Source organism: Stenotrophomonas sp. SAU14A_NAIMI4_5, assembly GCF_003086795.1.
In the GTDB taxonomy this organism is placed as follows: Bacteria; Pseudomonadota; Gammaproteobacteria; order Xanthomonadales; family Xanthomonadaceae; genus Stenotrophomonas.
Map to the genome: position 1 here is coordinate 4392199 of NZ_CP026003.1, position 13266 is coordinate 4405464.

At 70.3% G+C, this 13266-nt stretch carries 12 protein-coding genes; all 12 read right to left on the minus strand.

Annotated features, from left to right (window positions below):
- Window positions 1-53: 53 nt before the first annotated feature.
- The gene (locus C1925_RS20090) at window positions 54-3392 is read right to left on the minus strand and encodes an ankyrin repeat domain-containing protein (protein ID WP_108770436.1); all 3339 of its coding nucleotides are present in this window, start codon (window positions 3390-3392) and stop codon (window positions 54-56) included.
- The gene (locus C1925_RS20095; RefSeq protein WP_108770437.1) at window positions 3385-3645 is read right to left on the minus strand and encodes a YcgL domain-containing protein; all 261 of its coding nucleotides are present in this window, start codon (window positions 3643-3645) and stop codon (window positions 3385-3387) included. The genes C1925_RS20090 and C1925_RS20095 overlap by 8 nt, the downstream gene beginning before the upstream one ends.
- Window positions 3646-3797: 152 nt before the next feature.
- On the minus strand, window positions 3798-4298 hold the full coding sequence (locus C1925_RS20100; RefSeq protein ID WP_159097584.1) for a hypothetical protein: 501 nt from the start codon (window positions 4296-4298) through the stop codon (window positions 3798-3800).
- 55 nt (window positions 4299-4353) lie between these two features.
- Window positions 4354-4794, minus strand: coding sequence for an excinuclease ATPase subunit (locus tag C1925_RS20105; protein ID WP_108770439.1), 441 nt, complete (start codon window positions 4792-4794; stop codon window positions 4354-4356).
- A 53-nt stretch (window positions 4795-4847) separates the two neighbouring features.
- Window positions 4848-6086, minus strand: coding sequence for a beta-ketoacyl-ACP synthase (locus C1925_RS20110; RefSeq protein WP_108770440.1), 1239 nt, complete (start codon window positions 6084-6086; stop codon window positions 4848-4850).
- On the minus strand, window positions 6086-6817 hold the full coding sequence (locus C1925_RS20115; RefSeq protein ID WP_108770441.1) for a 3-ketoacyl-ACP reductase FabG2: 732 nt from the start codon (window positions 6815-6817) through the stop codon (window positions 6086-6088). Before C1925_RS20115 ends, C1925_RS20110 begins: the two co-directional genes overlap by 1 nt.
- Complete coding sequence (locus C1925_RS20120; protein WP_108770442.1) at window positions 6814-7272, minus strand: hotdog family protein; 459 nt, start codon at window positions 7270-7272, stop codon at window positions 6814-6816. Before C1925_RS20120 ends, C1925_RS20115 begins: the two co-directional genes overlap by 4 nt.
- Window positions 7269-8459: a beta-ketoacyl-ACP synthase gene (locus C1925_RS20125; RefSeq protein ID WP_108770443.1), complete on the minus strand. Its 1191-nt coding sequence runs from the start codon at window positions 8457-8459 to the stop codon at window positions 7269-7271. The genes C1925_RS20120 and C1925_RS20125 overlap by 4 nt, the downstream gene beginning before the upstream one ends.
- Window positions 8456-9013 carry a DUF3261 domain-containing protein gene (locus C1925_RS20130; RefSeq protein WP_108770444.1) on the minus strand — a complete coding sequence of 186 codons (558 nt, stop codon included), beginning with the start codon at window positions 9011-9013 and terminating at the stop codon, window positions 8456-8458. Before C1925_RS20130 ends, C1925_RS20125 begins: the two co-directional genes overlap by 4 nt.
- A complete protein-coding gene (locus C1925_RS20135; RefSeq protein WP_108770445.1) occupies window positions 9001-10269 on the minus strand; it encodes an NAD(P)/FAD-dependent oxidoreductase in 1269 nt (422 codons plus the stop codon). The genes C1925_RS20130 and C1925_RS20135 overlap by 13 nt, the downstream gene beginning before the upstream one ends.
- 56 nt (window positions 10270-10325) lie before the next feature.
- Complete coding sequence (locus C1925_RS20140) at window positions 10326-12680, minus strand: hypothetical protein (protein WP_108770446.1); 2355 nt, start codon at window positions 12678-12680, stop codon at window positions 10326-10328.
- Window position 12681: 1 nt separating this feature from the next.
- Window positions 12682-13266, minus strand: a complete 585-nt coding sequence (locus tag C1925_RS20145; RefSeq protein ID WP_108770779.1) for an outer membrane lipoprotein carrier protein LolA — start codon at window positions 13264-13266, stop codon at window positions 12682-12684.

Genomic DNA, 13266 nt, shown 5'->3' on the forward strand with positions numbered 1-13266 from the left:
GGAGGTTTCATGAAGTTGCCGGCCAGCGGCCGGCACTACCCTTTTACAGGCACTCAGCCGTTGTCGCGCAGGAACCGGGCCATCGAGGACACGCCCGGCACGCGCGGTTCGAATTCGCCGGCCACGTCGATGAAGCCGCGCATGACCGCGATCTCGCGCGGGCTGCGGTTGAGGCTGTCGCGTACTTCCGGATCGGCACCGGCGCGCAGCAGGCGCTGCACCAGCAGCGGCAGCCCGTGCAGGGCCGCCAGGTGCAGCGGGCCGAAGCCGCGCGGGTCACGCACGTCCAGGCTCACGTCCTCATCCAGCAGGCGCTCCACTGCAGCCATCACCACCTGCTCGTCGCAGGCGGTGCCCGGCTCGGCACGTGCACCCAGCAGCAGCAGCAACGGCGTGACCGAACCGGCCGCGGCCAGGTCGGGCTCGGCGCCGGCCAGCAGCAGCGTATCCAGCAGGGCCAGCAGGCGCGAACGGTCGCGGGCGCTGAAGCCGTACAGCGCCGCGCAGTGCAGCGGGCCCAGCTGCTGCGCATCGCCGGCGTGCACATCGGCACCGGCGGTGAGCAGGCGCGCGACGATGTCCGGCAGGCCCAGCGCCGAGGCCAGCATCAGCACGGTCACTCCGCCCGGCAGGCGGTGTTCCAGCTGGGCGCCGGCATCGAGCAGGGCCGAGACGATATCCACCTGGCGCATGCTGACCGCCGCCGACAGCGGGGTCGCGCCACTGGCGGCGCCGTGCTGCGGATCGGCGCCACGCGCCAGCAGCAGGTCGACCACCGCCAGATGTCCACCGCCGGCCGCACGCAGCAGCGCGGTGCAGCCCTGCGCATCGACGGCGTCGATGGCAAAGCCCAGGTCGTTCAAGCGGCGCACGGCATCGACGTCGCCGGCCATGGCGGCGGCCGGCAGGTCGCTTTCGCGCAGGGTGCGGCGCGGCAGCGGCCACACCCGCCAATCCAGCCAGTCGGCCAGGTCGCGGCGGCCGATCGACAGCGCCACGCCCAGCGGGGTCTGGCCATCGGCGGCACGCGCTTCCGGCGATGCACCGTGCTGCACCAGCAGCTTCAGCGCGCCTTCGCGGGCCAGCGCGGTGGCCAGGTGCAGGGCGGTCATGCCGTGGCTGTCGCGGGCTTCGCGATCGACACCGGCATTGAGCAGGGCCTGCTGCAGGCGCAGCCAGCCCAAGCGCACCGCCAGCGACAGCGGCGGATCACCGGCCGGCGAAGCAGCGAATGGATCGGCGCCGCGTTCGAGCAGTTCCAGCGCCAGCTGTTCCAGGCCGCGCGCAGCCTGGTCGTGCTGCGCGCAGGCGGCAAGGAAGCGCGCGAGGCCACCGCGGCCAGCCGGCGACAGGCCACGCTGCAGCATCACCTGCAGCGCCGGCACCGCGTCGATGCCACGCGACAGCAGGGCGAACATGGGGGTATCGGCACAGGCGTCGCGCACGTACGGGTCGGCACCGTGGCCCAGCAGCCAGTCGACCGCGCGCGGTTCCAGCGCCAGTTCCGGGTCCAGCAGCAGGCCGCCCAGCTCTTCCGGCTGGCACAGCCTGGCCAGCGCGGCCATGCCTTCGGTATTGCCGAAGCCCAGCGCTTCGCGCAGCAGGGTCAGCGGCGGTCGGTCGGGCAGCAGGCCGCTGGCGCTGGCGGCTTCACCGCGCTCGGCCAGGCCATCGCTGACCGCCGCCGGCAGCGGATAGGACGGATCCAGCAGGGCCACGATCGCCCAGCGCCCGGCTTCGGCGGCGTAATCCACCGCACGACGGCCAAGCGGATCGCTGGCATCGGCGGCGATGCCCAGATCGACCAGGCGCTTGACCAGCAGCGGCGAGACATCCTCGGCCATCGCGGCCAGCAGCACGGCGTTGCGGCCTTCGCCATCGACCGCCACCAGATCCGGCTTGTGCGGCAGCAGGTGTTCGATGACGGCGGCGCGACCGGCGCGGGCGGCTTCCAGCCACGGCGTGCGGCCCAGCGCATCGCGCGCTTCGAGGTTGGCGCCAGCACCCAGCAGCACGCCGATGATCTCGACATGGCCGGCCAGGGCGGCTTCGTGCAGTGCGCTGCGACGCTGGCGGTCGCGCGCATCGGCGCGCGCCTTGTGCTTGAGCAGCAGCTGCACGCCGGCCGGATCGTCGTCCTCGGTGGCGGCGGCGGCCAGCAGCACCGGAGTGCCTTCGTTGGGTTCGCTGCGCGCACCGCGTTCCAGCAGGAAGCGGGCCAGGCGCCAGTTGCCGACCTGGCAGGCCACCGCCAGCGGCGACCAGCCTTCGGTGTTGAGCGCATCCACCTCGGCGGCGGCATCGCGCAGCAGCGCGGCCACGCCCGGGTCGGAACTGCGCGCGGCGTGGTGCAGCGGGGTGTTCCCATCGCTGTCCATGGCGCGCGAATCGGCGCCGTTGGCCAGCAGGGTCATCACCGCTTCGGGGCGGCCATGCCAGCTGTCGCGCGTGGCGGCCAGCAGCGGGGTCATGCCACGGTGCGGGGCATTCACGTCAACGCCGCGACCGATCAGCTCGCGCAGCAGGCGCAGATCGGGCAGCACGGCGGCGAGCACGGCCAGGCTGCGCTGGTCGCGCCAGTTCGGGTCCGGCAGCGCGTGCGGGTCGGCACCGGCCTGCAGCAGCTGCAGCGCGCGGTCGATGCGGCCGTGGCGCGCGGCTTCGTACAGCGCCGGAGTCAGTTCCTGCGGTGCCATCGCTTCCAGCGGCGTGCTTTCGGCGGCGGCGTTGAACAGGGCTTCGGCATCGCCGCTGGGCAGGTCCTGGGCGGTGCTGCGCAGGCTGACCATCGGTGCCGGCGCCACCCGCTGCAGCAGCAGGTGCAGGACCGGCGACAGCACCAGCGTGGCCAGTGCGGCGGGCCAACCTGCGCCTTCCGGCAACAGGCCCGGCCACGCCGGCAGCACGATCAGCGCAGCCAGGGCAACCACGATCGCCGCCACCAGCAGGCCACGCCAGGCGGTCAGGTCACGCCCGGCCAGGGCCTGCCAATGCTGGGCGAGACTGCCGTCGAGGCGTTCGACATCGTTCCACAACGGCCAGGTGCGCCACGCGGCCAGCAGGCCGGCACTGACCAGCACGCTCAGGCCGAGCACGGCGGCCAGGCTGCCGCTGTCACGCAGCGCCGCCAGCGGCCATGCCAGCAGCAGCGCCAGGCCTGCCGGGGCCGCGGCCCACAGCACCGCCAGCGCCGGCAGTTCCTGCCGCGCGATCAGCTTCGGAGCCTGCAGCGTGCGGCTGCGCCGCCACCACGACACGCCCAGCGCGAACGCCGGCTGCGCCAGTGCGGCAAGCACGGCACCGGGCAGCCCACCCACGACCGAGGCCAGCGCCAGCACGGCGCCGAGGACGAAGGCGATCGACAGTGCGCGTGGGCGCGACAGCTCAGTCATAGTGGCGCCGCATCATGCTGGTCACCGACGGCGGCACCTGCAGGTAGAAACCCCGCTCGGTCAGCTCGCTGCGGACCTTGTCCGGGTCGGCCTGGGCCAGCCGGCGCTGCGCATCCAGGGTCACTTCGAGGACGAACGACAGCGCACCCAGCGAGGTGAACAGCGGCGCAGGCAGCGCGCTGAAATCATCACGACGGGCGAGATAGACGTAGGTGTCCGGCTTGAGTTGGCTTTTATAGACGTAGGCGTGCATGTCCGCGGGACGATAACCCGGGAAGAGCCATGATTGTGTCGGAAAGCCGACACCGGGGAAAGCCGTCAAGCGACGATGGCGGCGCGATCGACGGCGTTTCCCGCGAGGGGTTCAGCAATGTGGCGGCGGCGTTCAGCCTGCCGCCACCGGCCTCAGTTGGCCGCGACCTCTTCAGTCAGCTGCGGATCGAAGGTGGGCGCCTGCAGCCAGCGCACCACGTCGCCGCCCAGCGCATCGGCAATCTGCTCCAGCGTGGTGCAGGCGCGGAAGGTGAACGGCCGGTTGGTCGAGCGCTTCAGGGTGAAGTTGCCGACCACCTTCCCGTCCTCCTTCAGCTCGCCATAGATGCGGCCCCACTTCGGCCCGGAAATGGCACCGCCGCCCGCAGCGTGCGCCTTGGTCACCACCAGGTGCAGGTTGCGGCCGGCGCCGTCCTCGCTGTCACCCACCACCACCGCGCCATCGGCATGGCGCACGATGCTCTGGCTGAGGTACTGGCCGAAGTGGCATTCGTCGCGGATCAGTTCGCCGCCCACGCCCTCGCGGTACGGCACGTCGGCGGTGATGAGGATGGGTGTGCCGGCGGCCTGCGCCTGGAGCGCGGGCACGCACAAAAAAACCGCTGCCAGGGCAGCGGCGTGGATCGACTTCATGGTGTTCCCCCTGTAGACCGCGTCCCCGGCACACCGCCGGGGACTACGGCAATGCTTACTTTACCTTGGCGTAGGTGCCCTTCAGCGCCACGCCCGCCAGGATCGCGCCGGCGTAGCACTCGTAATTGGTCGCGCTCTTGAACTCGTTCTTCTTGTAGTAGCTGACGATGTCAACCACGGCATTGGCGCCGCGCGACTTGGCGCCATCCTGCAGGGCGCGCAGCGCCGACAGGGCCACCCAGCGGCAGGCTTCCTCGTCGCTCTTGTTGGCGGCGTTGGTCTTCTTGTTGGTCACGTCCTCGCCCAGGCGCTGCTGCACGCTGACCGGCTGGCCGGCCAGGTAGAAGCGCACGCTGCCGTCGATGCCGGCATCCTTGGCGGCCTGCGAGCTGACCAGCTCGCGCAGGGACTGCTCGACGCGGGTGTCGCGGGCCGAGGCGGTGGTGGTCAGGGCCAGCAGTGCGGTGGCCGTGGCGATCATCAGGGTACGACGCATCGAAACTTCTCCTTGTTCGGGGTGCGGGGTGGAGCGCGGTGTGGGGCGGTGGATCATTCGCTCCAGCGGCGGAACACCAGCGAGGTGTTGATGCCACCGAAGGCGAAATTGTTGCTCATCACGTACTCGGCCTGCAGTTCGCGGCCCTGTCCGGTGATGAAATCGAGCTGGCCGCAACGCGGGTCGACCTCGCCCAGGTTGAGGGTCGGGGCGAACCAGCCGGCGCGCATCATCTCGATGCTCATCCAGGCTTCGAACGCGCCGCAGGCCCCCAGCATGTGGCCGACGTAGCTCTTCAGCGAGCTGATCGGCATGCGGTTGCCGAAGACCTGGGCGGTGGCCTGGGTCTCGGCGATGTCACCGTGGTCGGTAGCGGTGCCGTGGGCGTTCACGTAATCGATCTGCGACGGCTGCAGGCCGGCATCCTCCAGCGCCAGCCGCATGGCCTGGGCCATGGTGTCGGCGCTGGGCTGGGTGACGTGCTGGCCGTCGCTGTTGGTGCCGTAGCCGACGATCTCGGCGAGGATCGTCGCGCCGCGGGCCTGTGCGTGTTCCAGGTCTTCCAGGATCAGCGTACAGGCGCCCTCGCCCAGCACCAGGCCATCGCGGCCGGCATCGAACGGGCGTGGGGTGGTCTGCGGTGCATCGTTGCGCGTGCTGGTGGCGAACAGGGTGTCGAACACCGCCGCGGCGGTGGCGTCGAGCTGCTCGGCACCACCAGCCACCATCACCGTCTGCTTGCCGCTGCGGATCGCTTCGTAGCCGGCGCCCACGCCCTGGCTGCCCGAGGTGCAGGCGCTGGAAGTGGTGTAGACCCGCCCGGACAGGCCGAAGAACACGCCGATGTTGACCGGCGCGGTGTGGCTCATCATTTTCAGGTAGGTGGTGGCGCTGATGCCGTCGGTGGTGAACTCGTGCAGCATGCGGCCGAATTCGCCGGTGGCTTCATGGCTGCCCGAGGACGAGCCATAGGCCACGCCGGCACGGCCGCTGTGCAGCACGGGGTGCTCGAACAGGCCCGCTTCGCGCAGCGCCACTTCGGTGGCGCGCACCGACATGATGGCGACCTTGCCCATCGAGCGGGTGGTCTTGCGGTTGTAGTTCGGCGGCAGGTCGTACTCCTGCGCCGGGGCGGCCAGCTTGGTGTTCAGGCCAGCGTAGACATCCCATTCGGGCATCGTGCGCACCGCATTGCGGCAGCTGCGCAGGTGCGCTTCGATGGTCGGCCAGTCATGGCCGAGCGGACTGATGGCGGCGGCACCGGTGACCACCACGCGACGATCGGCGGCCATCAGATCATGCCCCCGTTTACCGAGATCACCTGGCGGGTGATGTAGCCGGCCGGCTCGGACAGCAGGAAGGCGACGGTGGCGGCCACTTCCTCCGGACGGCCGACACGGCCGGCGGGGATCAGCTTCAGCGCATGGTCGACCACTTCTTCGTTCAGCATGTCGGTCTCGATCAGGCCCGGGGCCACGCAGTTGACGGTGATCTGGCGGCTGGCCAGCTCCAGCGCCAGCGCCTTGGTGGCACCGATGATGCCGGCCTTGGCCGCACTGTAGTTGACCTGGCCGCGGTTGCCGGCCACGCCGGACACCGAGGACAGGGTGACGATGCGGCCCGGCTTGCGCCGCCGCACCATCGGCATGATCAGCGGGTGCAGCACGTTGTAGAAGCCATCCAGGTTGGTGTGGATGACCTGGTCCCAGTCGTCCTCGGACAGCGCCGGGAAGGCGCCGTCGCGGGCGATGCCGGCATTGCAGACCACGCCGTAACAGGCGCCATGCGCTTCCACGTCCGCTTCCAGCGCCGCACGCGCGGCTGCCCGGTCGGCCACGTCGAAAGCCAGCACGCGGGCCTGCTGGCCCAGTGCCTGGATCTCGGCCGCCACGGCCTGTGCTTCCTCCACGCGGCTGCGGCAATGCACTACCACGTCGAAGCCGTCGCGCGCGATACGCAGCGCAATGGCCCGGCCGATGCCCCGGCTGGCGCCGGTCACCAGCACGCTTCGATTCCCTGTCATGCCTGTCCACTCTCCAGATATGCCATCGAGTCGGCCGGTTCGAACACCGACACGTTGGCGACCGCCCATTCTTCATCGCCTGCCAGGATCCGGCAGGCGAACATCCCTAGCCCATTGTCACCCAACAGCTCGCAGCGCGCGTGTACGCGCAGCACACTGCCGCTGGGGAAGCTGCTGCGCGGGCTGGTGTAGCGCCGGCTGCCGAGCAGGAAGCCCAGCTGCGGCGGGTTGCCGGCCACGCGGGCACGGCAGCCGGCCCAGGCCGCGATGGCCTGCGCCATGTATTCGATGCCGACCCAGGCCGGCACGCCGCCGTCCTCGATGAACAGCCCCGCGGCGGGCACCACCAGCTCGGCCTCGATGCTGTCCTGGTCCCAGCGCACGATGCGCTCCAGCAGGCACATGTCCTGGCGGTGCGGCACCACGTCTTCGATCGCGAACAGGGGCAGGCTCATGCGGCCACCCGCTGCAGTGCCAGCACGGCATTGCTGCCGCCGAAGGCGAAGGAATTGCTCAGTACGCGCTGCGGCGCCCGTTCCAGGCACGCGCCCGGGGCGACCAGCGGCAACGCCGGCAGGGCCGGATCCGCGCTGCCATCCCACCAGTGCGTGGGCAGCCGGTGGCCGGGATTCTCGGCCAGCAGGATCCAGCACACGGCCGCCTCGATCGCACCGGAGGCGCCGAGGGTGTGGCCGGTCAGCGGCTTGGTCGAGCTGGCCGGCACCGTGGTGCCCAGCACCTGGGCCACGGCCACGCTTTCCATCGCATCGTTGTGGCCGGTGGCGGTGCCGTGCAGGTTCACGTAATCCACGTCGCCTGCATCCCAGCCGGCGCGTTGCAGCGCCTGCTGCAGGGCATCGATCGCCCCCAGGCCCTTCGGGTCGGGCGCGGACATGTGGTGGGCATCGGCCGATTCGCCCCAGCCGGCCAGCTGCACCGGGCCGGCGTCGCGGGTCAGCAGGAACAGCGCGGCACCTTCGCCGATGTTGATGCCACAGCGGTGCTGCGAGAACGGATTGCAGCGCAGCGCGGATACCGACTCGAGCGCGCTGAAGCCGGCCACGGTGAAGCGGCACAGCGAATCGGCACCACCGGCGATGACCGCATCGACGATGCCGGCGCGCAGCATGCGCGCGGCCGACATCAGCGCCTTGGCACTGGAGGAACAGGCGGTGGACAGCGTCCAGGCCGGGCCCAGCGCACCGCTGCGCTGGCGCACGAACTGCGCGGCGGTGCCCATTTCCTGCTGTGCGTAGTCGAAGCCCTGCGGCCACTCACCGGTCTCGGCGCGGGTACGCAGGGCCTGCTCGGATTCACCGATGCCCGAGGTGCTGGTGCCCAGCACCACCGCCACCCGCTGCGCGCCGTAGCGGGCGATGGCGGCCTGCACCGACGGCGCGATCTGCGCCAGGGCCGCGTCCAGCAGCGCGTTGTTGCGGCCACGCAGGGCCACCGGCAGGTCGTCCAGCGTCGGCAGCGGCGTGCGCACTTCGCCCAGCGCCAGGGTCTGGCCCGGCAGCAGGGTGTCGTTGTCGCTGAGGCCGCCCGGTGCGTCGGCAAAGAGGGCTGCGGCCACGGCCGCGCGGCCCTCACCGAGCGCGCAGACCACGCCCAGGTCGTTCAGGTAAATCGCTGCGGTCATTTATCCTGCCCGGCCATGTCGATCGATTCGATGCGCAGGGTGTAGCCCTCGGCGCGGTTTTCCAGCTGCACGCTGCCATCGTCCAGGCGCTGCAGCTGCAGCCACACCTGGCCATCGCGCGAGAGGCTGCGCTGGTGGCCATCGTCGGCCACCTGCCAACCGGCCGGCAGCGCCTTGGCAATCGCTTCGGTCGGCCACAGGGCGAACTGCAGGTCATCCAGCACGCGCTCAGCACGCACCTGCGGCGGCAGCCACGGCGCACGCTGCTGGGTCAGCTGCTGGCCGTCCCACTGCAGGCGCACGCCGGTCTGGCCCATCGCCTGCACGGCCAGCTGCACCTGCTGCGCATCCGCTTCCAGCAGCGCATCGAGATCGCGTTCATGGCTGCCGAAGCGGAAATGCAGCTGCTGCTGCAACGCCAACGGCGCCGGCAGGCTGGCCGGCGACAGGCGCAGCGGCGGCAGTTCAACCAGCGGGCGCGGCATGCGGCTGGCACAGGCGGCCAGCAGCAGGCACAGCAGCACCGCGCCGAAGCGGACGATCAGGCGCTGCACAGCTGCTCCAGCACGCGCATGCGGCGACCGTTGGGGTCGGCCACGTAGGGGTTGTTGGTGTCCCAGGCGTAACCGGCCAGGATGGAGCTGATCATGTCGCGCACTTCCGGCTGCTGGTCGGGGTGGTAGATGATCTTCTGGAAGCCGCCTTCGTACCAGCTTTCGACGAAGCGGCGGAAGGTCTTCACGCCGGCGCGCAGCGGAATGGAGAACTCGTTTTCCCAGTCGACGGTTTCACCGGCGTAGCGGCGCTTCAGGCATTCGCTGGCCAGCTGTGCCGACTTGAAGGCGATGGTGACGCCGGAGGAGAACACCGGGTCGAGGAATTCACCGGCGTTGCCCAGCAGCGCGTAGCCCGGGCCCCACAGCGAGCTGACGTTGGCCGAATAGCCGGTGATGCGGCGCACCGGCAGCACGGCCCATTCGGCATTGGCCAGCAGGCCGGTCAGGTTCGGGTCCTCGCCGACGATGGCCTGCAGCTTCTGCAGGTCGTCGCCCTCGTAGCGTTCGAAGAACGACGGCTCGGCGACCACGCCCAGCGAGCAGCAGCCGTTGGAGAACGGAATCGTCCAGTACCAGACGTCGATGTGCTCGGGGTGGGTGGTGATGAGGATCTTGTTGCGGTCGAAATCCGCTTCGGCCGGAATGTTGTCGCGCACGTGGCAGAAGATCGCACCGCGCACCGGGAAGTTGGACGGCGATTCCAGGTTGAGCAGGCGCGGCAGCAGGCGCGCGAAACCGGAGGCATCGAGGATGAAGTCGGCTTCGATGCGGTACTCGCTGCCATCGGGACGGCGCACGTTCACCGCCGGGTGCTCGCCGGCTTCCACCGCCAGCACTTCATCGCCGAAGCGCAGGGTGGTGCCCATGCGCTCGGCACCGCGGGCCAGCACGTTGTCGAAGTCGGCGCGCTGCACCTGGTAGGTGGTGCCCCAGCCCGGCGAGAACTTCCTGCGGAAATCGAAGGCGGTACGCGCTTCGCCGTGGACGAAGGCCGCACCGTTCTTGTGCTGGAAACCGGCTTCCACCACGTCCTGCAGCAGGCCGGCCGCCTCGATGTACTCCATGCTCTGCGGCAGCAGGCTCTCGCCGATCGAGAAGCGCGGGAACTGCTGGCGCTCCAGCATCAGCACCTGGCGGCCCTGCTGGCGCAGCATCGCCGCGGCGACCGAGCCGGCCGGGCCGGCGCCGATGATCAGGATTTCAGTACGTTCGACGTCGGTCGGTTGGGCAGTTGCATCCACGGCAGTATTCATCGGTGCGTCCTTGTTGCTCGATCAGGTGGAAAGGAAGGGCGTGCGGTACAGCGCGGTCAGGCCGGCGGCAGGTCGTGCGGCGGCGGGCGGAACAGCGGCGAGATCAGCCAGACCAGGCCGATGCCAAACAGCAGGGTGAGGCCGAACGCGCGCAGCGCCGGCGTCTGCGACAGGCCCAGCAGGCCGAACGACAGCCAGGTGCTGGCCGCGCCCACGCACACCGCCAGCCAGGCACTGGCATCGCCGCGGTGCTCGATCAGGAAGATGCCGTAGTCGATGCCCATGCCCAGCAGCAGCATCAGCGCCAGCACGTTGAACAGCTGCAGCGGCTGGCCGAACAGGCCGAGCAGGCCCAGGGTGAGCGCACCGGCGATGAGCGTGGGCGCGAACACGCGCCAGGCCTGGCGGCGGTAACGCAGCCACAGCGCGCCGAACACCAGCGCGATGCCGACCAGCAGCAGCCCGCCCATCAGCTTGCGGTAGTGGCCCAGCAGCTTGGAGAAGTCGGCCGTGCGGTCGACCCAGCGCACGCCGGGCAGGCCCTCGGCCGCGCCCTGCAGGGTGGCCAGCGCATCGGCACGCGAGAGGTCATCGACCATCACCACGCTGACCATCTGTCCACCCACTGCACCCACCCACAGGTGGCGGAACGGCTTGGAGGCTGGCGAGGCGAGGAAGGCCTCGGCGGTCAGCGGCGAGGCCGCGAAGTCCGGCCGCGGCAACGGCTCGCCCACCGCTTCGGATACCGCCGACAGCACGCCCGGTTCCACCTTCGCGGTCAGCGCGGCATCGGCCTGCTGGCGCGCCGGCGACGGCAGCCAGTCGCTGATCGCGCGGTAACCACCGATGCGCTTGTCACTGGCCAGCGCGCGCAGGCGTCCGGTCAGCGCTTCTTCGCGTTCCAGCAGCTGCGCCGCGTCGGCGCCCTGCACCAGGTAGAACTGCGCCGGGCTGGGCATGCCCAGCAGCTGGCTGAGGCGGATCTGTTCGGCCATCAGCGCCGGCGGCGAGGACTGCAGGCTGCGCAGGTCGTCGTTGCTCTGCAGGCGCACGATGCCGATGGCCGACAGCGCCAGCGTGGCGACGATGAACACGGTGACCGGGCGCGTGCCATGCAGGCGCGGGAACCGCTCCAGCGTGTTGCCCAGCCACTGCGAGAAGCGGGTCTGGCGGATCTCGCCACCGTCCAGCCACGGGAACCAGAAGATCACCGTCAGGAAGGCACCGGCGAGGCCGACCACCGAGAACAGCGCCATCTGCCGCAGGCCCGGGAACGGGGCCAGGCCCAGTGCCAGATAAGCCAGCGCACTGGTCACCAGGGCCAGCCAAAGGCCCGGCAGCAGGTGCTTGAGCAGCTTCCAGCGGCGGTCGGCCGGTTCGGCCTGGCGCGACGCGAACCAGTGGATGCCGTAATCCTCGGCCACGCCGACCAGCGACGCGCCGAATACCAGGGTCAGCACGTGCACCTTGCCGAACACCAGCACGGTCACCGCCAGCGCCACGCCGCAGCCGATCAGCAGCGACGCGGCCACCAGCAGGATCGGCCGCAGCGAACGGAACGCGAGCCAGACCAGCAGCAGCACCGCCGCCAGCGAGCCCCAGCCGATCGTGTTGATTTCCTGGTTGGCCTGCACGGCCGCCGCTTCGGCATGCAGCGGCACGCCGGCATGCAGGATCTCCAGATCCGCGGCGGCGGCCTTGGCGGCCTGGCCGGCGCGTTCAAGCAGGCCGTCGATATGGCGCTCGCCATCGAGCTGGAAGGCCGAGCCGGGCGTGTCGAACTGCAGCGCGGCCCAGTGCTTGCCCTCGGCTTCGAGCAGGCCGTCATCGCCCAGACGCAGGCCGGAGCCCTGGGCCTGCTGCTGCCACCATTGCGGCCACAGCGACAGCGGGTCCTGCCGCCAGTCGGTCAGCCGCGGTGCGCCCATCGGGCCATACAGCGCGCCCAGCGCCTGTTCGGCCAGCGCACCCGGTTCGGCCTGCTGCAGCTGTTCGCGCTGGGCCGGGGTCAGCAGGCGGTCGCGATACGGCGCGTAGAACGCACGCGCTTCATCGAACCAACCTTCGATCGAACCGCTGGGCACCAGCAGCCCGCTGTCGGCATCGCTGGCCATGGCCTTGGCGAAGGCGGCCTGCGCGCGCTTGGCGGCGGCGCCATCGGTACTGCCCAGCAGCACCACCACCTGGCGCGAGCTGCCATCGGCGATGCGCCGGGTGACATCACTCAGCAGGCGGTCGTGCGCATCCTGCGGCAGCAGGGCGAGGATGTCGGTGTCGATCCGCGATTCCTGGCTCCACAGGCGCCACTGCTGCGCGCCCATCACCAGCAGCACCAGCAGCCAGGCAATGCCCAGCCAATGCCACCACCGGCGCAGGCGCTCCGACCCCTTCCCTGCGGTGCCAGTCGACATATCAGTCAAAACGGCGCGCCTCGTCGGCGGACAGACTTGCCGGCGCTTCGCTCAGCGCGACGAACTGGATCTGCGTGCGGTCCTTGTTGGCCTCCACGATCTCCACCTGGCGCACGTAGCGGTCGCCCTGCAGGGTCAGCGATTCGAAGGCCTTGGCCAGCATCGCCGACTTCGGGGTCAGCTTCAGCCGCCAGCCCTGCCCTTCGCGGCTGGCCTGCACGTTGAACTGGCTGGACAGCGCCTGCACGTCGCCACTCATCAGCGCGAACATGATGGCGTTGACCGAGCGCATCGCCGGCTGCTGGCGCGCATCCAGTTCGACGCGGGTGCTGCCATCACGCTGGCGGCTGAGGATGCGGTCGGCGGTGACCACCACTTCGGACGGGAACGGCTTGAGCGTGGTCCAGATCACGCCGTGCTGGCGTGCGACCACGAACTGGCCCTGCGAGCGCAGCGGGTTCTTGAAGCCGTTGACCTGCTTTTCCTGGGTGAACTGGCCACGCAGCACGTCGGGCCGCGCCACTGCCTGGGTGATCGCATCGACGGCGGCATCGGCCGCCTGCACCAGCGGCGCAGCGGCAAGCAT

Coding starts and splice junctions, on each gene's coding strand:
- C1925_RS20090 (WP_108770436.1), bottom strand. CDS start 3,392: ATGACTGAGCTGTCGCGCCCACGCGCACTGTCGATCGCCTTCGTCCTC.
- C1925_RS20095 (WP_108770437.1), bottom strand. CDS start 3,645: ATGCACGCCTACGTCTATAAAAGCCAACTCAAGCCGGACACCTACGTC.
- C1925_RS20100 (WP_159097584.1), bottom strand. CDS start 4,298: ATGAAGTCGATCCACGCCGCTGCCCTGGCAGCGGTTTTTTTGTGCGTG.
- C1925_RS20105 (WP_108770439.1), bottom strand. CDS start 4,794: ATGCGTCGTACCCTGATGATCGCCACGGCCACCGCACTGCTGGCCCTG.
- C1925_RS20110 (WP_108770440.1), bottom strand. CDS start 6,086: ATGGCCGCCGATCGTCGCGTGGTGGTCACCGGTGCCGCCGCCATCAGT.
- C1925_RS20115 (WP_108770441.1), bottom strand. CDS start 6,817: ATGACAGGGAATCGAAGCGTGCTGGTGACCGGCGCCAGCCGGGGCATC.
- C1925_RS20120 (WP_108770442.1), bottom strand. CDS start 7,272: ATGAGCCTGCCCCTGTTCGCGATCGAAGACGTGGTGCCGCACCGCCAG.
- C1925_RS20125 (WP_108770443.1), bottom strand. CDS start 8,459: ATGACCGCAGCGATTTACCTGAACGACCTGGGCGTGGTCTGCGCGCTC.
- C1925_RS20135 (WP_108770445.1), bottom strand. CDS start 10,269: ATGAATACTGCCGTGGATGCAACTGCCCAACCGACCGACGTCGAACGT.
- C1925_RS20140 (WP_108770446.1), bottom strand. CDS start 12,680: ATGTCGACTGGCACCGCAGGGAAGGGGTCGGAGCGCCTGCGCCGGTGG.
- C1925_RS20145 (WP_108770779.1), bottom strand. CDS start 13,266: ATGCTTGCCGCTGCGCCGCTGGTGCAGGCGGCCGATGCCGCCGTCGAT.